The sequence below is a fragment of the Paenibacillus sp. W2I17 genome, assembly GCF_030815985.1.
Classification (GTDB): Bacteria; Bacillota; Bacilli; order Paenibacillales; family Paenibacillaceae; genus Paenibacillus.
Genome location: NZ_JAUSXM010000001.1, coordinates 3,495,763 through 3,514,560, shown reverse-complemented (window position 1 = coordinate 3,514,560; position 18,798 = coordinate 3,495,763). Strand labels below are relative to the sequence as shown.

Sequence of the window (18,798 nt, the reverse complement as noted above, 5' to 3'; positions counted from 1 at the left end):
CATAACAACATAGTCAGCCGCGATACCTGCGGCACGCCAACTAGGCACTTCCGTGATGTCATGTCTTTGTCGACTGGCACTGCTGCGGAAGTGCCTGGTTCTGTATGGGCTCGAATCATGATTAGGGAGGAATGTGATGTATGGGCATGAACCCGTCCAGTGAGCCCGAGATTATGGGATACCAAGATGGACAAGCTGCATTGCATAATACTAAAGCTCCACCAACACTTTGGCGTAATGTTACCTTTCGGAGGATATTGTACGGCTACGGGATCTCGGTCTTTGGGGATTGCTTCAATGGGATTGCGATCAGTCTGTGGGTGTTACAGACCACAGGGAGTGCAAAGAGCATGGCAGCTGTACAGATCTGCAATATGGCCGTCAGCTTTCTGTTTGGATCGGTGGCGGGTACGGTTGCAGACCGATTGGATCGCAGGAAGCTGATGCTGGCCTCGGATGTATTTCGGGGCGTAATGGCTGTACTGATTGCGATTAGCTTGTTCGGCTGGCATGCGCCGTTCCCAGTGGTGCTGCTGTTGCTCTCACTCTCCATGTTTTCAAGCCTGTTTCAGGCACCTGCATTCCACGCCTCTGTAGCAAGTATGGTTGGCAGAGAACATATTCAACAAGCAACCGGAACCATTCATATGGTGGATAATCTTGCCCGAATCAGCGGACTAGCAGCAGCTGGGGTTGCTGTTGCTGCATTTGGCGGATTCGTTGCCATATTAATTACAGGGGCAACCTTTCTGTTATCCGCAGTCTGTGTGCTGATGGCGGGCCGCTTTCCTCAGGTACAGCGATCCGTTAGTCAGCAGACCACGTTTGCTCAGGAATGGCGTAGTTCGTTTGCCTACATCTATCGGAATCCTTTGATCCGATCCATTGTATTGCTCAATCCGGTGCTGATCTTATTTTTCATGTCAGCCATGATGCTGGTTCAAGTAATGGCAGTCAAGGTATGGGAGGCGAATCCGGTACAGTTTGGATTAATTGAGACCTGTATTCCGCTGGGATACATGATTGGCTCTGCGCTGTTGATTGCTTCGGGAAAACGATTGAAGCGAAGAGGGAGATGGGTATTTATCGGTCTGATTGTATTAGGGCCGCTTTATATTTTTTTGGCGAATGTATCCTCACCAATCATGGCGTTACCGTTCATCGTGGGCGGAGGTGCGATGTTCGCCTGCTGCACAATGCTCACCCAGATTATGCTGAGGACAGCCGTGCCGGACGAGCTGCAAGGAAGAGTCTATGGTGTGGTTGGAACAATCACCAGTACGGCGCCTATTCTGGGATTGACGGTTGTCTCCGTATTGGCAGATCAATGGGGGGCAGCTTCTGTGCTGCAAGGCGTGGGCATATTACTGCTGGCGACAGGTATTCTGGCTGCTACAACATTGAAGTCGATTCGAACCTATCAATGACATGTATGATACATCAAAATGATATGAATTGAACCCACATGTACACATTCAACAGAGAGAGGATAGAAGCAATCTAAGCAACTTCGCTAGGTACAGCAAAACCTGGAGCATACGCTCGTTAGCGTAACTCCGGGTTAGCTTATAGATGGATTATCTTATTGCCAGTTTACATTGACTGTGGCTGTACCGCTGGTTGGTGTGGTGAACGTGTGGTTGGAACCACCTTCCCACGTAATGGTTGCCCCGTTTTTCTTGAAGAATTTGAACTCCAGTTGTTTCCCGGCGGGTACACTCACATCATAGTACCAAGTTGGGTAGGCGTGGATAACCTGATTGAAAGCAGGGCCGATAGCTGTTGTGCCCGTACTCCAGTTGCCCAGTTCTGCCACGTTACCTGTCAGATAGATGTTCTGACCCAGTGTGGTGGAAGCATTGTTAATGACAAATCGTACAGTGACCTGATCACCCGTAAGGATGGTAAAGTTGTTATACGCATTGCTGTTAACGCCGTTCGCAGCTACTTTCACAGCATAATTGCCTGCGGCAACAGCTGGGATCGTCACTTTGATCTGTGTATCTTCCCACGATGTGATCGCAGCACCGGTAACGGCTGTTGTACCGAAGTATACGGTACCTTTGGTGGAACCAAATCCGCGTCCGCTAATGGTAACGACATTACCCGGTTTGCCCATCACCGGACCTACATGTCCGATCGTTGGTGTTGTCTCGCTCGTTGTATATTGCCATACCGCTGTTGCACCGGCTGCCAGTGTGAAGGAAGAGACGTTGCCATTGGTAGAAGTGATGTTATTACCGTTCAGTGCACCGCCCAATACATCGGTGTAGTTGCCTGTTGGCAGTGAAGTGCTTAGATTCGCAATGCTTGCTGGTGTGGAGAGATTACGGTTCACCGCAACAACAGCTACACTTTTGCCAAATTTTCGTTCATAAACGTACACATCATTATTGATCCAGCGTTGCTGAGTGGAGCCATAGGCAATCGCGGGATTGGATTTGCGCAGAGGGGCCAGCTTGCTGATCACGTTGAAAGCAGTGGTTGTTTTGGAGAAGGAAGGCATTTTGGCCCGATTATCAGGGTCTCCGTTACCCGTCAGATACTGCTCGGTACCATAATAGATGGCAGGTACGCCGCGTGAAGTCAGCGTGAAGGCCAGCGCTTGTTCCAGACGACGATTGTTCACGGCACTTGTTTTGAACCGATCCATATCATGGTTGTCGATGAACGTGACTTGGTCATTCACCTGATTGTAATCTGCCGCTGTGCCTGTAATCATCGAATCCAGAGCATACATGTTGGATGTGTTATCCCGGAAGACATCACGTACGGCAGAGTTAAAGCGGAAATCAAGCAGGCTCATCCCGGATTCATTGGCAAATTCCGTGTTATCCGCATCGGATGCAGCAGATCCCAGGAACCATTCACCGAAAGTGAATACAGGTTTATGTGCATAGATGGAGGACATCCAGCTCTTTTGCCAGCCGAGAGGCATATGTTTGACCGCATCAACACGAATGCCGTCCACGCCCATATCAAGCCATAGCTTGATTGCATCTTTGAAATATTGATCAATGGTACTGTTATTGTGATTCAGGTCAGCGAGGTCATAGAGGTTTTTGTAGATCCCATTCTCCAGGGAGGAAAAATCGGAGCCGCCGTTGTGATGGAAGTAACCATTCGTATCATTCGTGTATCCGCCAACAAGATTACCGTTATCGTATAACTTGCCATTCTCTGCAAAGGACGTATCGGTTTCCATGGCAGGAGACGTATGGTTCGGTGCAAAGTCAATTACGATCTTGATGCCTTTGGCATGAGCAGTCGTAATCAGATTTTGAAAGTCAGCCATCGTTCCGAAATACGGATTGGTCTTCTTGAAATCACGTGCCCAGTAGCCATGATACGCTGTGTTGATCACGCCGCCGTAGTTGATTGTGGCGAAGATATTTTCGACCGGTTGGGAGATCCACAAGGCCGTAACGCCCAGATCGCTAAAATAGTTATCGTTGATTTTGTTGATCAAACCCTGCCAGTCGCCTCCGCAATACAACTTCAGGTTACTACAAGTGGCATCGTAGGCAGCTCCGGTAGGATTGTTGGAAGGATTGCCGTCCAGGAAGCGGTCTGTAAAGATCTGATAGATGACGTCTGTACTAAAGTTCTGCTTGTTGGTAACCGCGGTATCCGCATCGGCATAGATCGCTGAAGCAGGCAGATAGGGAAGTGCGCCCCCTGCAAGTAAACTGAGTGTCAGTGTTGTGCTGAGGAGTACGCGTTTGGCCATTTGAAACATAGTAATCCACCCTTCTCGTGAATGTAGTAGTTTAGATAAACAACCAACCTGGCTCTTGAATAATAGCGCTTTCAATACAGCGGAGTGTTACGCAGTGGATTGAAGACTTCCCTCCTTTTGACACGCCAACAACCCCGGCATCTCCTTCGGGAGTTACCGGGGTTGTCCTAAACCGCTCAGGTTTAAAAGCATGGCCCTCGAGTTATGATCACAACGTTATCGTAAGAAATATTGGATCTTATGTCAATAACTTTTTTGAGAGCATTTATTTTCTATTTTTATGTTTACAAAAGCACGTCCGGGGATTTAAACTATTCGCAGATTCACAATATAAGGGCTATGTATCCCGGAACACTTACGTGTGTTCTGGGACAACCCCGTCTCTTCTGAGGCGGGGTTATTTGTATTATGCAGTCGAATCGGGAGAAGAGAGGCGGTTGATGATCGTTGAGTACCCATTCTGTCATCGAATGTTTGGAAGGCATTCAGGCGTCGCGGCTGGGCAATATCCGCAACATTTATGTGTACCTCCCGCCCGGTTACCATGAGCAGACAGTTCGGCATTATCCGGTTCTGTACGTTCATGCGGGGCAGCGGGCTTTTGGTCCATCCGGGCCAGGTAATGAAACATGGAATATGGACCAGGCAACAGACGGTCTTATTTCCTCCGGGCAGATTGAATCACTGATTATTGTCGGCATTACGCATGTCCGCCCAGTCACGCACAACGAATTCTACCACTTCATTGCTCCGGAGAGAGAGGCCGTGAGTGTGGGGTGCTCAGGCATCGCCTATGAGCATTTCATCATTCATGAGCTCAAGCCGATCATTGATCATCGTTACCGGACGTTGCCGGACAATCAGAATACCGGGCTGTTAGGTTCATCTGCCGCGGCGCTTTGTACATTGCACATGGGGATGCGAAATCCGGATGTTTTCGGAAAACTGATCATGATGTCGCCATTCTATGTGGATGTGCAGCTGGACGAAACATCGGAGAGCGGGCTGTTGGAAGAAAACATGTATCGCTTGCCAGAAGAGGTACCCGACGTTCGAATGTGGATGGATATTGGAGATACGGAAGGTCTGTTTCTGCCTTCTCAGGTCAGAAGGGTAGCTCATCAATTAATTGAACGCGGAGTCAGATCGGGTGAGGAATTGGCATTTCTGGAACAGCAGGGTGCCTGTCATCAGGAAGGCGACTGGGGAGCACGCGTTCATCTCCCGTTACTGTACATGTTCGGCCACGTAGGTAAGCCCTCCTCGATCGAACTGCTTGGAAGGGATGTCATCGGACTAAAGGGTGGAATGACCGTGTGTATCAATGTACAAATGCACTACGAGAGTGGGTTAGTTCGGAGTCTGCTGCACGGGAATTATACTTCGAGTGACTCGAATGTGCTTCAGGTTCATGCGAGTGGAGAGTTGGTTCCTGTCGGTATTGGAAGTGCATCCATCACGCTGACTGTGGGGGAACTGTCTGCTACACGCATCTACACTGTCGTTCCTGAACTGTCCACTCATGTGGAGGTCTGCATTCGTGCAGAGGTAGCTCCCGACGAAGACTCGGAGGAGACGATATATGGTGGGATGGGTATGAAGCTTGTCCGTTCTGGTAAAGGTCGATATGAAGGTAGTTACCGAGTCCCGCGAGATAGTGGTTTCTCCTTCCGATTTACTCGCGGTTTCCGTCGTTTCGAGACCGATGTGGATGGCAAACCTATTGCCAATCGGGTATTTCGAGCGACAGATGATATGTCTGTGCATTACCTAATCCAATCCTGGGGCAGTACGTCAGCCAAAACGGGAACAGGAGGCCCAAAATGATCATTCCTTCATTCGCTCCGGTGCTGGATATTCCCTATTATTATCCCTGCAATTTTCCTCTGATTCATGAAGTGCTCCATCGACAAGGATCCATCACAAGTCTGGCACTGCTGGCGGCAAGTCGGTTGTACAGCCTTCCTTCGTGCGGGGATAACGGACTGGTGAAGCCTTATTTTCACAAACTGGATTATGTAGAGCCGATCTGGGAGATGTATGGTCAGCGACAGCTGGACAGCTTCGAGGAAGGCAAGACGCAGATCCGGCAGCATATTGGCGAAGGTGGGCTTTTTTTGGCTACAGGAACCAGTTATCATCTGCCTTACTGTGAGGATTATCAGAATCCCGAGTACATTCGCAAACACGTGAAACAAGGCTCCCGACTGCATCTGGTAGACCATTGGATTGCCGTGTATGGTCTGGAAGCTGAGCATGTCCACATCTATGATCCCGTGCCCTCCAAGTATAAGGGGAAGGTTGCTCAAAGGGCCTTTCATGATTTCTGGAAAGGAAACCAAAGCATACCCGAGCTTGCTCAGGCGAAGCGCAAAGAAGAACTCCGAACGTATGGAACCATGGACATTCGGGCGACTGTGAAGCTGGACTCTGACGGTTACCGAGACATGTTGATCCAGGCGTTAACAACGCAGATTGAAGAGTTTCTGACAGGCAGGACGATTACGCAAGGAGAGCGCAATTATCATTTTGGACATGCGGTGTCTCTGCGGCTCTTAGGTGCATTGCATGGAGCGAATGAAGGGGATCTGGCCAATGAAATGTTAATATCGGGTCTGCTGTTTGATATGCGATGGAGTCGATATTTTCTTCGAGATCTTCTTCAGGAGTCTGCCTTATGGCTAGGTTCTCCACTTGATCAATATGCGAGAGAATTCAGCGAGATCATTGTACGTTGGGAGAAGGCCTATAATATGCTTCAGGTCAGTCGGATAAAGCAGCGTGAGCAGTGGAAAGTACAGCTAACAAGTGTAATTAAAATGTTGGTCACCGATGAATGGCAATGGTATGAGTCACTTCGACAGTCCATACCTCAGGCAGATTGCTTCCCACGTCAGGCCGTGTTGATGATTGGACAAGAACACAGGGAGGATTTGCTCTGTATCGTATTGGATAGTTGCCGGGAGTTGAACGCGTACCATAATACATCGATTCCACTTGGTGAGGGTGGTAACGCTCCACTGTACGGACGAAGTGGGCAACTGGATTCGCTGGAACTCGTGTCATTGCTTGCAGTGGTAGAGCAGGGAATCGAAGATCGATGGGGGACGGGGATGGGAGTCGCACTGGCGGAGATGGCTGCTGCTTCCATGCCGGAAAGCCCATATCAGACCGTAGGTTCACTTGTTGATTATCTCGCACATCAATGGGCGCCTGACCGTGAGGAGGATGCAAGATGTTGAACCAATTCTTGCTTGAACGATTCGCGGAACAGGGACAGCAACCTGCGCTGATCTGGAAAGATCAGGAGTACAGCTATCGGTGGCTGCTGGAACAGGTTGGCATCATGAGTAAGTGGATTACAGCAGAAGGGCTGACTGGGCAACTTGTAACGCTGGAGGAAGATTATTCCCCCTATTCAGCGGCAGCATTGGTTGCTTTGCTCGGACAAGGGTGTATCGTGCTCCCCATGGATCGGTACCTGGTTGAAGCCAAACGAGAGGAATATATCCAACTGGCACAGGTGAAATGGCGTTTGGGCATTGAGGATGGCCAGTTGTGCATTCGGCAAATGTGTGAATTATCTGGAGAGGTTCCTGTATTGTTATCCTCGCTGGCACAGGATGGCGTAGGGGGATTGGTACTCTTTTCATCCGGATCAACCGGAGTGAGTAAAGCGACTGTGCATCGTGCAGATCGGCTGTTACATCGTTTTCGGCGGCAAGTTCGGCCTTTGCGAACGATTCCATTCATGATGTTTGATCATATCGGCGGTGTGAATACCATGCTGCAATCCCTGTCCAGTGGGGGCTGTCTCTGTATCATTGCAGATCGATCTCCCGAAGAAGTGTGCCGAACGATTGAGAAGTTTCGTGTGCAGGCTCTTCCGGTCTCTCCAACATTCATGAATCTGTTGCTGCTGGGTAGAAATGATGAGGGGTATGATCTGTCGAGTCTCGAAGTTGTGTCATACGGATCGGAAGTGATGCCTGAATCCGTACTGGCAGCCTGGAACCGGAGATTTCCACAACTAAGGACGATACAAGCCTATGGCATGTCTGAACTTGGCATTCTGCCAACCCGCTCCAAAGAGCCAGGCTCGCTGCTGTTTTCCATTCAAGATGAAGGGGTCAAGTACCGGGTGGTGGAAGGAGAATTGCAGATCCATACCGAAACTGCGATGATCGGATATTTGAATGCACCTTCACCTTTTACAGAGGACGGGTGGCTACGTACTGGGGATGAAGCTGTGCTGGAGCAGGGTTACATTCGTATTCTGGGACGTCGTTCCGAGATCATTAACGTAGGGGGACGGAAAGTGTATCCTGCCGAGGTCGAGGGTGTTCTGGAAGAGATGGAATGTATTGAAGCGGCCGTAGTTTCGGGAGAACAGAGTGGTATCACGGGTCAGAGGGTGAAGGTGACGATCCGGCTGGCTACAGAATGTACTCTCACCGATCTGCGGCGATCCATCTGGGAATATTGTCAGGACAAGTTACCTTCATACAAGATTCCGCAGAAAATCGTAATTACACAGGGAGCGCTCGTAAGCTCAAGAATGAAAAAAATACGAAAACCAATGACTTCGACACCCTTCGCCTCGGCTGGGAAATAGGTCGCTGCTTCGAAGAGCTTCACCTTGCTTGAATCGGTATCGCTAACGAACCTCAAACATTGTATTGAGTGGATAATCAAGAAAAGTAAAACCTAACGAATCTCAGTAACGTTATTGCGTCGAAAACACGGCTTCTGCTCTCGAAAATCGACTTATTGGACGAAATAAGGTCTCTCTGATTCGTTAGGCATTTAGCCCGCGTATAATGAAGCAAATAAAGTGTGCTTGGTTCGTTGGGATATGACGTATAAGATGCACAAGACGTATAAGATGCAGGAGAGGCTGTTCCCCGGTCGTCAATATGACCTGGAGGACAGCCTCTTTGAAGTTATTTTCCCTTGTTAGCCGTATTCATATCAGGCTTTCGCTGGTTGTTTGATCTCCATTTGCAGTAAGGAGAATCCGTATGCTTCCAGATCGAGGGTCAGTTTATTTTGCCGAGCTTCCACGGTGTTTGATGTGAACAGATTTCGCCAGATGTTACGATCTCCCAAGGGGAGTTCAAGGGTACACGGCTCATCACCCGCATTCAGCACAAGAAGCATACGCTCGCCCGAATTCGAATCCAATCGTTCAATGGCAAGACAAGGGTCTCCGGTTTTTGCATATACAATCTTCAGTTCTGTGCTGCGCAGGGCAGGGTGCTCTTTACGAAGGGCAATGGTATGGGTGAAGAATTCCAGAAGCTCACGGTTCTGTTTGGTCTCATCCCACTCCATACACTTGCGGCAACCCGGATCATATCCCCCATCAAGTCCCACTTCGTCTCCATAATAGATACATGGCACACCTGGATACGTAAGTAGTAACGTAACGGCAAGTTTCATCTTGCGCTCATCTCCATCACACAAGGACAGCAGTCTGGGTGTATCATGACTTCCGAGCAGATTGAAGGCGGCTTCCGTTACAGGCTGTGAATAGGCTGCAAGCAGTTTGCCGATCTCATTGGCGAATCCAAGTCCATCGAGCTTGCCATGCACCGTATAGTCCAATACCGAATTGGTAAACGGATAATTCATCACGGCATCGAACTGGTCTCCCTGAAGCCACATGAGCGAATCATGCCAGATCTCACCAAGCAAATAGGCGTCAGGTTTGATGGCTTTTACCGTCTGACGGAATTCGCGCCAGAACTGATGATCCACCTCATTCGCCACATCAAGCCTCCATCCGTCAATGTCCATCTCCTCAATCCAGAAACGTCCTACCTCTAATAGGTATGCCTTCACTTCAGGGTGTTCCGTATTCAGCTTCGGCATGAGCGGTTCAAAGGCAAAGGTGTCATAAGTCGGTATGCCATTCTCCACACGTGGCGGCCAGTCCTTGATATAGAACCAATCTGCGTAGGGGGAAGAGGGACCATTCTTCATGACATCGACAAAAGGAGGGAACTCTCTACCGGAATGATTGAATACCGCATCCAGAACAACGCGTATACCGCGCTGATGACAGGCGTCCACGAACGCCTTGAACTCTTCATTGGTTCCAAAGTGAGGATCAACCTTCATGTAATCGCCTGTATTGTATTTGTGATTCGTCGTGGCCTCAAACAGCGGACAGAAGTAAATGGCATTGATGCCGAGCTGACTTACATGATCCAGATGATCCAGCACACCTTGGAGATCACCGCCGAAGAAGTTCACCGGTGTAGGTTCTCCTCCCCAGGGTTCAGCATTTTTGGGACTGATGGATGGATCGCCATTGGCATAACGTTCAGGGAAAATCTGATAAAACACAGCGTCCTTAACCCAGGCAGGCGATTCAAAAATGTCGACTGGATTCATAAATGGAAAATCAAAGAATTCGAGTGGATGATCAGGCAGCGCCTGCTCGAATCCGCGCTCCGTCATCCAGACCGATTCCTCTCCCTGAATCAGTTGGAAGCCATACCGTAATCGGCGATAGGGAGGTGAAGTCTCAGCTTCCCAATAATCGAACATTTCATCCCGGGCAAAGATGTGCATGGGGATGTGTGTGATCGTCCGATCCCAGGCATATTTGTCCCCGGTAATGGCAATCACCGCATCCAGATCCCCACGTTTGGACCGAAGTCGCAGGTGCATGGTCGAGCGGTCATAAGCATAAGACCAATTGAGTTTGGGGCGGTGGTAAATGGCTTCAAGAATCACGTAAATCACTCCTCGTCAGATGATGAAATTCAGATAAAAGTGGCCATTAAACGCAAAAAAGGCACAACCTCAATTGTTCACGAGGTTGTACCTTTCGGCAGCATAGCCTTTTGATTATAGTGCTATTATACGAACTAACGCAGCAAAAGAAAACACTTTTTTTCCTTAAATTTCAAAAGTTTTATTCGAAATGTAGGACGCATATCTGCAATTACTGTTTTTTATAAATCAAATCCAAGTTTATTGGCGTATGCAGAGAATTCTTTGTGAAACTTCTCGATATTTTTCTTCCCGGCAGCAATTTTGGCATTGGATTGTTTCAGGACAGCACTGTTTACCGTTGTTTTGGAGACCGCTTTTTTAGCGAGTTGGAATCCTTCCAGCTGTGTATAGCTACCTTTAATCAGGTTGGCATGGATTTTTTGCAATTCCGCATTTTGCGGTTTAATCAGCTTCAGCTTGGAAACATATTTGGTGTAGTTAGGAATCGCTGTGTTGGTCAGTTTCAAGAAAACGGACTTGCGATTGGATGATGTAATGTAAAATCCACCTCCCAAAGCATTGAAGGCTTTCTCCTCATATACCGATGCCATATCCAACTGATCAAGGTAGTTGAGGAAATCTTCTTCTTCGACTGTAGGGATCGGTTCTTGTTCGGACGTGTCAACTTCTTCATAGTATTCGTCTTCCGAATATGTAGTGGTTGAGTCATCCGCAGCTGAGGCGTAGGACCCTGCAGGTGCGAATACCCCGCCAAGCAAGACAAAACTCATAATGATTGATAGTACCCATGATTTCTTCACGTGCTAATATCCCCTATCTATAGATGTGATTTTATTCCAATGGATAATCTAACATAGTACAACAAGAAATTACAGGAATTGTTTTACAGTAAATAACTTGCTTGAATGCATATGAATGAATAATGATTCACGAGCAAAAAGGACATGTATTAGATGAAGCTAAAAGTAAGAAGAGAGATTTGTATATTTAGCAGGTAAGAAAAAAATTACATATATGGTTTATATGGAGGCGTATTATATCGATATGTATTGTATTGGTTTAGTTAATATATCTTTATTTAATGTTGTTTTATGAAGTTACAGAGTTCGACAGGGAGTGAGAAGTTTTTCCAAATAAAATGCTTGTATAATGATTTCATCTCCATTACAATACAATTGATAATGAGATTCAATATCATTTAGATTAAAAAGGGGAGACGGATTTCATGTATAAAGTAAAGAAAAAGCTATACATTTATGCAGCACTTATTCTGATGATTTCACTGCTTGCTGGTTGTGCTTCGGGTGGAAGTGCCGAGACAACGAATACGTCCAGCCAAGCTGCAAGCAGCAATGAGAGCAATAATGAAAGTGATACAACTGCCAGTGCGACTGAAGATCAGACCCGAATGATCAAACATGCCATGGGCGAAACCACAATCAAGGGAACCCCGCAAAAGATCGTGACACTGTTCCAGGGTGCGAATGATGTCGTTGTTGCACTTGGCGTGAAACCGACAGGCGTGGTGGAATCCTGGGTTCAGCAGCCAGTCTATGAATATCTGAGAGCAGATCTGGACGAAGTTCCACAAGTAGGACAGGAATCGCAGCCCAATCTGGAAGAGATCAACAAGTTGAAACCCGACTTGATTATTGCTACGAAGATCAGACATGAAGAGATCTATGAGCAACTGTCGCAGATCGCACCAACGGTAGTGACGGAGACGCTTTTTGACTGGAAAGAAACGGTGAAAACTGTTGGGGAAGCGATGAATATGGTTGAGCAATCGGATAAATTGTTGTCTGATTGGGATGGCCGTGTAGCTGATTTTAAAGAGAAAATGGGGGATCGTCTGCCAATTGAAGCAACCATCACGAACTTTAGAGCCGATCAGGTTCGTATTTTCTACATGGGATATGCAGGTAAGATTCTGAATGAACTTGGGTTCACCAGACCTGCCGAACATGACGCAGACACATGGGGAGTTGAATTGACTTCCAAAGAGAACATTTCGGATATGAATGCAGACATGATCTTCAACTTCAACTCAGGAACAGAAACAGATGCCATTCAGAAAAATTATGATGTTTGGACCAGCAGTCCACTGTGGAAAAACCTTGATGCAGTCAAGAACAACCAACTAGTTCAGGTCGATGAAGTGGCCTGGAACATGGCAGGTGGATACACATCGGCCAACATGATGCTGGACGATCTATATAAGCAGTTCAACCTGAACTAACCAACAGGAGCAGGACCTGCCATGCACCAGAACATTCGTTAACGAAGTGTATTGGGCAGGCAGGTCTTTTGTCATTTTACAGATGAAAGAGTGAGAGTATGTTTCCCCTTTTTACAAAGGCAAGTGCCAAGATCTATGGACTGGCTGGTTTACTCATAATACTTCTACTTGCTTGCCTAGCCAGTATGATTCTGGGACGTACGCATATCACGTTTCAGATAGCATGGGAAGCACTGCAATTCTATGACGAGAGTTCTGTGGAACATGTGGTTCTGCTGACGGAACGCTTGCCACGTACGATTATTGCTGCTGTTGTGGGAGCAAGTTTGGCCGTGGCGGGTGGACTGATGCAGGCGTTGACACGTAACCCGCTGGCATCACCAAGTGTGTTCGGGATCAATGCCGGTGCGATCTTTTTCATTGTCATTGCCATTGTGGTATTGTCCGTATCCTCGCTAACCACCATGATGTGGTTTGGTTTTGCAGGGGCTGCTGTAGCCGCGGCAATTGTATATGGGCTAGGTTCCCTCGGTCGTGATGGCCTGACACCGATCAAAATTGTACTGGCGGGGACGGCCATCTCAGCGTTGTTTGCCTCGTTCACACAGGCCATTCTGGTGCTGGATGGAACCGGATTGCAGGATGTATTGTTCTGGCTTGCCGGTTCAGTTAGCGGGCGGACATTGGATATGTTATATCCTGTTCTGCCGTACATGACAGCCGCAGCCATTGTCTCTCTGTTCATGGGCAGAGCCATCAACCTGCTCTTGACGGGTGATGATATCGCCAAAGGCATGGGACAGAATGTAATTCTGGTCAAGGTGCTCATGGGAATTGTTACGGTATTGCTGGCGGGTGGTTCGGTTGCCGTAGCCGGTTCGATCGGTCTGGTCGGTCTGGTTGTCCCGCATATCATGCGTGCACTGGTGGGCAATGATTACCGCTGGCTCGTTCCTTACTCTATTGTAGGGGGAGCGATTCTGCTGCTGTCCGCGGATGTTGTTGCAAGGTTGGTGATCATGCCGCAGGAAGTTCCACTCGGTGTCATGACTGCACTGATTGGCGGACCCTTCTTCGTGTACATTGCCCGTAAGGGGGTGACGAAGATATGAGGAAGCTGTTGACTTTCCGCAACAAAAAAGACACCGTCTCGGTGCAAATGGAACGAAAATCATTGGTTGTCATCGGTATATGTATCCTCTTGTTCCTGATGGCAGGAGTGGTCGGTACCAGTGTAGGCAGTGACTTTATTTCTCCGCTGGATGTGCTCAGAACGATATTTGGTCTGAATGCAGGAGAGCATGACTTCGTCGTGCTGACCTTAAGGCTGCCACGAGTGTTATTATCCCTGCTCGTAGGTGCAGCCCTTGGTATGTCAGGTGCGCTCCTGCAAGGTATTATCCGTAACCCGCTGGCCTCACCGGATGTCATCGGTATCACTGGCGGTGCCGCTGTTGCGGCTGTAGGTTTTGTTACATTGCTGGGCGGAGCGGTGAGCATCAAGTTGTTACCACTGTTCGCCATCGCTGGTGCAATTGTGACGGCATTGATTATTTATGTGCTTGCCTGGAAAAAGGGAGTCAGTCCGATCCGCTTGGTGCTGATCGGGATTGGAGTATCAGCCATTACCGGAGCTGGAACAACCTTTATGTTGATCCTGAGTCCGTTCTACACGGCAGGTCAAGCCTATATCTGGCTGACTGGAAGTGTATACGGAGCATCGTGGACCGATGTTCGAACAATAGTGCCGGTTATCACTCTTGTTGTTCCTCTGGCGATCTGGTTCGCCCGCAGCTTGAATGCACAGGAATTCGGGGATGATTTGGCCACAGGGCTAGGTGTCACTGTGCAGCGGCATCGTTCAGCGTTGTTGTTATGCAGTGTATTGCTGGCGGGAATTGCCGTTGCGGTTGCCGGAACCATTGGGTTTGTTGGCCTAATCGCTCCACACATTGCCCGGAAGCTGGTTGGACGGATGTTTGGCAGTATGCTGATTGTGTCTGGACTGGTGGGTGCTCTGCTTGTATTTGCGGCAGATCTGATTGCCCGCACAGCTTTTCTACCGTTAGATGTTCCCGCAGGGGTATTCACTGCAGGCGTAGGCGCACCATTTTTCCTGTATTTGTTGTTCAAGAATCGAAATCAGTTTTGAGGAGGAGCGAGCTGTGAGTATTCTGGAAGCCAAGGAGCTTACGATCTCCTATGGAGCAGATCCCATTATTGAAAATTTGAACCTGACCATTCCCAAGGGACAGATTACCGTCCTGATTGGCAGCAACGGCTGTGGTAAATCTACGCTGCTGCGTACGATGGCCCGGTTGCTGAAATCCAGCTCTGGTTCGGTGCTGCTGGATGGCGAAGAGATTGCGAAGCTGCCAACCAAGGAAATTTCAAGACGCATGTCCATCCTGCCACAGGGCCCGACCGCTCCGGAAGGCTTGACAGTGAACCAACTGGTTAAGCAAGGACGTTATCCACATCAAACATGGCTGAAGCAATGGTCACGAGAGGATGAGTGCATGGTTAAGCTGGCACTCGAATCCACACATCTGACAGAACTCGCGGATCGACCTGTGGATGCACTGTCCGGTGGACAGCGTCAGCGTGCCTGGATTGCCATGACGCTCGCGCAGGGTACCGAAACGCTGCTGCTGGATGAACCTACAACCTATCTGGATATGACACATCAGATTGATATCCTTGATCTGCTGTTTGAGTTGAACGAACGGGAAGGACGTACCATTGTCATGGTACTTCATGACTTGAATCTGGCATGTCGGTATGCGCATCATATTGTGGCTGTTCACAATAAGTCGATCTACGCGGAAGGTAAACCAGAAGATATCGTTACACAGGAGATGGTCCGTAAAGTTTTCCAGATGGAGTGTGAGATTGCGGTTGATCCACTGTTTGGCACACCAACCTGTATCCCGCATGGAAGGGGAAGGAAGCTGAATGGAGAACAGCGTTATACACAACTGGCTTGAGGATTAAAAAGTCCGCTTTTGATTCGTTCAATACTTATCCAAAACTCCACATCAACTCCACTGTATGATCATGCAGATAACAAATTAGGCAAGCCATTGGTAAAACCATGTCCCAGGCTTGCCCGGTTTGTTGTGCCTATTATTCGATAAAAGCATACCTGCATCGACTCAAACCTACACTAAATTCGATCTTATTTTTCCTTAAAAGTTTATTATTGACAATATAACTCGAATTGCCATAAAATAGATTTTGTATGATATTGATAATCATTATCAATATATAATTACAATAAAAATTGATGAACGTATGAGCAATATAAGTTGAATTAATCATTTACATGCAACGGAGAGGACAGAAAAAACCTGAAAAAGCGAAGCGTTCGCCTTTATCCCCGGATTTTTACCTTGAGAAAAGGGAATCAAAAAATCTGGGGATAACAGCGATTAGAAGGTTGTTCTGTCATTGTAGTGTCAGCGTAAATAATCTTTAATTCAACTTATATAGGAGCGAGTACCTTCATTCGATCGGGGAGGATTTTCAGTGTTTCCGAAAGGGATTCATAATCTGCAAAACCGACTCATTATAAGCAAAGCGAGAGAAATGGGCATCACCTGTGAGCCACTTCTTGAGGGATGCGAAGATTTTCTGAAGCTGTCTGTAGGGGACAAAGAGATCATCATTAACAAAACCAGATCTCATCGTCTGCCGTTAATCGCTGGACTGCTCGCGAAGAACAAGCAGGCATGTAATATGTTGCTGCATGAACAGGGAATGCCTGTACCGTCATTTATCGTGATCCCGGAGATGGGGAGTGAAGCAGTAGCTTTTCTGAATAGATATGGCTCCATTGTGGTGAAACCGCTGGATGCGAGCAGCAGCATGGGCGTGACGCTGGATGTGCGTACCGCAGATGAACTGGAGGCAGCCATTCATCTTGCGCGTGTCCACGGCAGTAGCATTATGTTACAGCAATATGTGACCGGAATTGATTACAGAGTGCTGATCATCAACGGAGAAGTGGCGGCTGTGAACCAGTATCGGCCTGTCTATGTTGAGGGAGACGGAACTTCAACCGTTCGGACGTTAATTGAGCAGTTGAATCAGGAACGAATCGAGATGACACCCATTGGCGAGTATGAAGCGTTTCCCGAGGTTAATGCAGCAGCGGAACGACTGCTGGAGGTATTACATGAACAAGGGACAACACTGGATGAAGTTCCTGCCGCGGGAAAAGAAATTGAATTATACGATCTCCGCAATTCTGCCGCCGGAAAAATCAGTGAATTCTACAAGGATTGTACCAAAATCATTCATCCCGAAAATGCCCGAATGATCATTCAGGCGGCAAAGACTCTTCAGATCGATGTAGCAGGAGTCGATGTTCGTTGTTGTGATATCCGCACCCCGATCTCCAGAGATCAGGGAGGCATTCTGGAAGTGAACGCCTTGCCAGATCTGACACACCACGTCTTTCCCCATGGTGGAACAACTCGTGATGTGGTTCGGTTATACCTGGAATACCTGTGTCAGGAGCAACTTGAATATAAAGAAATATAGCTTATAACAACGTATAGATGACAATATATGACGGATAACAGATAACGGATACCATCATTTAATTCGGACCTTACATGATTTTGAACCAATACCATGTCATATGCAAAATGCAGAACAAGAAACACAGGCAGCAGGTTCTGCCTGAATCGATTATAAGGAGCGTTAGAGGGCTATGTCAGTAGAGGTGCAGACGGAATATCTGAAGATGCAAAATGAGAAGGAATCCAATGCAAGATCGTACCCCAGACATTTCCCACTTGTCATTAGCAAGGCCCATGGGGTGAAGATTACTGATACTGAAGGCCGCGTATTCTACGACTGCCTGGCTGGTGCAGGAACATTGGCGCTGGGGCATAACCATGACACGGTGGTCAACGCCATTCGCGATGTTCTGGATCAGCAGATTCCGCTTCATACACTGGATCTGGCAACACCGCTGAAGCTTTCATATATGCAAGAACTATTCTCCATTCTTCCGGCAGAGATGCGAGACAAAGCCAAAATCCAGTTCTGTGGTCCAACCGGAGCGGATGCCGTAGAAGCAGCCATTAAGCTGGTCAAAAGTGCCACAGGTGGCAAGTCCATTCTTGCCTTTCAGGGAGGTTATCACGGTTCAACCCAAGCGACGATGTCGATGAGTGGCAACCTGAGCAAGAAACAACATCTGCAAAGCCTGCTGCCCGATGTACATTTCCTGCCGTTTCCTTATGAATACCGCTGCCCATTTGGTGTTGGTGAAGGCATGACGGCCCAATTAAGCGCACAGTATATTGAAAATTTGCTCGATGATTGCGAGAGCGGTATTGCGGCACCATGTGGGGTCATTGTGGAGACGGTTCAGGGCGAAGGCGGGGCGATTCCGGCAGACATTGAATGGCTGAGGGAACTGCGCCGAATCACAGCAGAGCGAAGCATTCCGCTCATTATCGACGAAGTGCAGACAGGCATTGGACGTACAGGGCGAATGTTTTCGTTTGAACATGCCGGGATTGTACCTGATGTAATCATCTGCTCCAAAGCGGTTGGCGGAAGTCTGCCGATGTCTGTCGTCATCTATAAGGAGGAGCTGGATCGATGGCAGCCTGGTGCACACACAGGTACGTTCCGTGGCAATCAGCTGGCCATGGCAGCGGGACTTGCCACACTTCGTTATATCCGGGAACAGGATGTTCTACACAACGTGCATCTTCGTAGTGAGCAGTTCATGAATCAACTGAATGCATTGAAAGAGCGGTATGCAGAGATTGGTGACGTGCGAGGCAGAGGACTGATGATCGGTGTTGAAGTGGTGGATCCAACAGGACGGAAGGATCGTCTGGGACATTATCTGCCTAATGGTGCGCTGGCTGAGTCTATTCAGCGTGAATGTTTCAAGAATGGATTAATTGTAGAACTGGGCGGGCGTCATTCAGCTGTTGTTCGTTTTCTGCCGCCGCTGAATATTACGGAGCAAGAATCGGGTGCAATCCTTGCGATCTTTGAGAAATCGGTAGCTGAAGCGATTGCTTTAGCAACGGCTGCATGTTGA

General features: G+C 48.1%; 13 protein-coding genes. 10 read left to right on the top strand and 3 right to left on the bottom strand.

The features are described 5' to 3' along the window. Positions 1-140: 140 nt before the first annotated feature. On the top strand, positions 141-1,427 hold the full coding sequence (locus QF041_RS15605) for an MFS transporter (protein ID WP_307414840.1): 1,287 nt from the start codon (positions 141-143) through the stop codon (positions 1,425-1,427). Positions 1,428-1,582: 155 nt separating this feature from the next. On the opposite strand, the gene QF041_RS15600 is transcribed toward QF041_RS15605, so the two are convergent. Next, entirely contained in the window at positions 1,583-3,739 is a 2,157-nt protein-coding gene (locus tag QF041_RS15600) for an alpha-amylase family glycosyl hydrolase (protein ID WP_307414839.1), read from the bottom strand. Between the two features lie 447 nt (positions 3,740-4,186). Between QF041_RS15600 and QF041_RS15595 the strand changes: the two genes are divergently transcribed. The 3 genes from QF041_RS15595 to QF041_RS15585 are packed head-to-tail and all read left to right on the top strand — an operon-like array spanning position 4,187 to position 8,354. After that, positions 4,187-5,566, top strand: coding sequence for an alpha/beta hydrolase (locus tag QF041_RS15595; protein ID WP_307414838.1), 1,380 nt, complete (start codon positions 4,187-4,189; stop codon positions 5,564-5,566). Then, complete coding sequence (locus QF041_RS15590) at positions 5,563-6,981, top strand: cysteine peptidase family C39 domain-containing protein (protein WP_307414837.1); 1,419 nt, start codon at positions 5,563-5,565, stop codon at positions 6,979-6,981. Before QF041_RS15595 ends, QF041_RS15590 begins: the two co-directional genes overlap by 4 nt. Next, the gene (locus QF041_RS15585) at positions 6,975-8,354 is read left to right on the top strand and encodes an ANL family adenylate-forming protein (RefSeq protein WP_307414836.1); all 1,380 of its coding nucleotides are present in this window, start codon (positions 6,975-6,977) and stop codon (positions 8,352-8,354) included. Before QF041_RS15590 ends, QF041_RS15585 begins: the two co-directional genes overlap by 7 nt. Before the next feature lie 356 nt (positions 8,355-8,710). Here the strand turns inward: QF041_RS15585 and QF041_RS15580 are convergent, their stop codons facing one another. Together QF041_RS15580 and QF041_RS15575 are read right to left on the bottom strand one after the other, a co-directional pair. Then, complete coding sequence (locus QF041_RS15580) at positions 8,711-10,483, bottom strand: alpha-glycosidase (RefSeq protein WP_307414835.1); 1,773 nt, start codon at positions 10,481-10,483, stop codon at positions 8,711-8,713. Positions 10,484-10,704: 221 nt separating this feature from the next. Further along, on the bottom strand, positions 10,705-11,286 hold the full coding sequence (locus QF041_RS15575; protein WP_307414834.1) for a hypothetical protein: 582 nt from the start codon (positions 11,284-11,286) through the stop codon (positions 10,705-10,707). 425 nt (positions 11,287-11,711) lie between these two features. Here QF041_RS15575 and QF041_RS15570 point away from each other — a divergent pair, with 425 nt between their 5' ends. From QF041_RS15570 to QF041_RS15545, 6 genes are all read left to right on the top strand, one after another. Beyond that, entirely contained in the window at positions 11,712-12,725 is a 1,014-nt protein-coding gene (locus QF041_RS15570) for an ABC transporter substrate-binding protein (RefSeq protein ID WP_307414833.1), read from the top strand. A gap of 98 nt (positions 12,726-12,823) precedes the next feature. Next, positions 12,824-13,837 (top strand): FecCD family ABC transporter permease, encoded by a 1,014-nt coding sequence (locus QF041_RS15565; protein ID WP_307414832.1) that lies wholly within the window; start codon positions 12,824-12,826, stop codon positions 13,835-13,837. Continuing rightward, positions 13,834-14,877: a FecCD family ABC transporter permease gene (locus QF041_RS15560; protein ID WP_307414831.1), complete on the top strand. Its 1,044-nt coding sequence runs from the start codon at positions 13,834-13,836 to the stop codon at positions 14,875-14,877. Before QF041_RS15565 ends, QF041_RS15560 begins: the two co-directional genes overlap by 4 nt. Before the next feature lie 13 nt (positions 14,878-14,890). After that, entirely contained in the window at positions 14,891-15,712 is an 822-nt protein-coding gene (locus tag QF041_RS15555; protein WP_307414830.1) for an ABC transporter ATP-binding protein, read from the top strand. Positions 15,713-16,253: 541 nt separating this feature from the next. Beyond that, entirely contained in the window at positions 16,254-17,270 is a 1,017-nt protein-coding gene (locus tag QF041_RS15550) for an ATP-grasp domain-containing protein (protein ID WP_307414829.1), read from the top strand. A 172-nt stretch (positions 17,271-17,442) separates the two neighbouring features. Then, positions 17,443-18,798 carry a diaminobutyrate--2-oxoglutarate transaminase gene (locus tag QF041_RS15545; protein WP_307414828.1) on the top strand — a complete coding sequence of 452 codons (1,356 nt, stop codon included), beginning with the start codon at positions 17,443-17,445 and terminating at the stop codon, positions 18,796-18,798.

Coding starts and splice junctions, on each gene's coding strand:
- QF041_RS15560 (WP_307414831.1), top strand. CDS start 13,834: ATGAGGAAGCTGTTGACTTTCCGCAACAAAAAAGACACCGTCTCGGTG.
- QF041_RS15545 (WP_307414828.1), top strand. CDS start 17,443: ATGTCAGTAGAGGTGCAGACGGAATATCTGAAGATGCAAAATGAGAAG.
- QF041_RS15590 (WP_307414837.1), top strand. CDS start 5,563: ATGATCATTCCTTCATTCGCTCCGGTGCTGGATATTCCCTATTATTAT.
- QF041_RS15600 (WP_307414839.1), bottom strand. CDS start 3,739: ATGTTTCAAATGGCCAAACGCGTACTCCTCAGCACAACACTGACACTC.
- QF041_RS15585 (WP_307414836.1), top strand. CDS start 6,975: ATGTTGAACCAATTCTTGCTTGAACGATTCGCGGAACAGGGACAGCAA.
- QF041_RS15565 (WP_307414832.1), top strand. CDS start 12,824: ATGTTTCCCCTTTTTACAAAGGCAAGTGCCAAGATCTATGGACTGGCT.
- QF041_RS15570 (WP_307414833.1), top strand. CDS start 11,712: ATGTATAAAGTAAAGAAAAAGCTATACATTTATGCAGCACTTATTCTG.
- QF041_RS15605 (WP_307414840.1), top strand. CDS start 141: ATGGGCATGAACCCGTCCAGTGAGCCCGAGATTATGGGATACCAAGAT.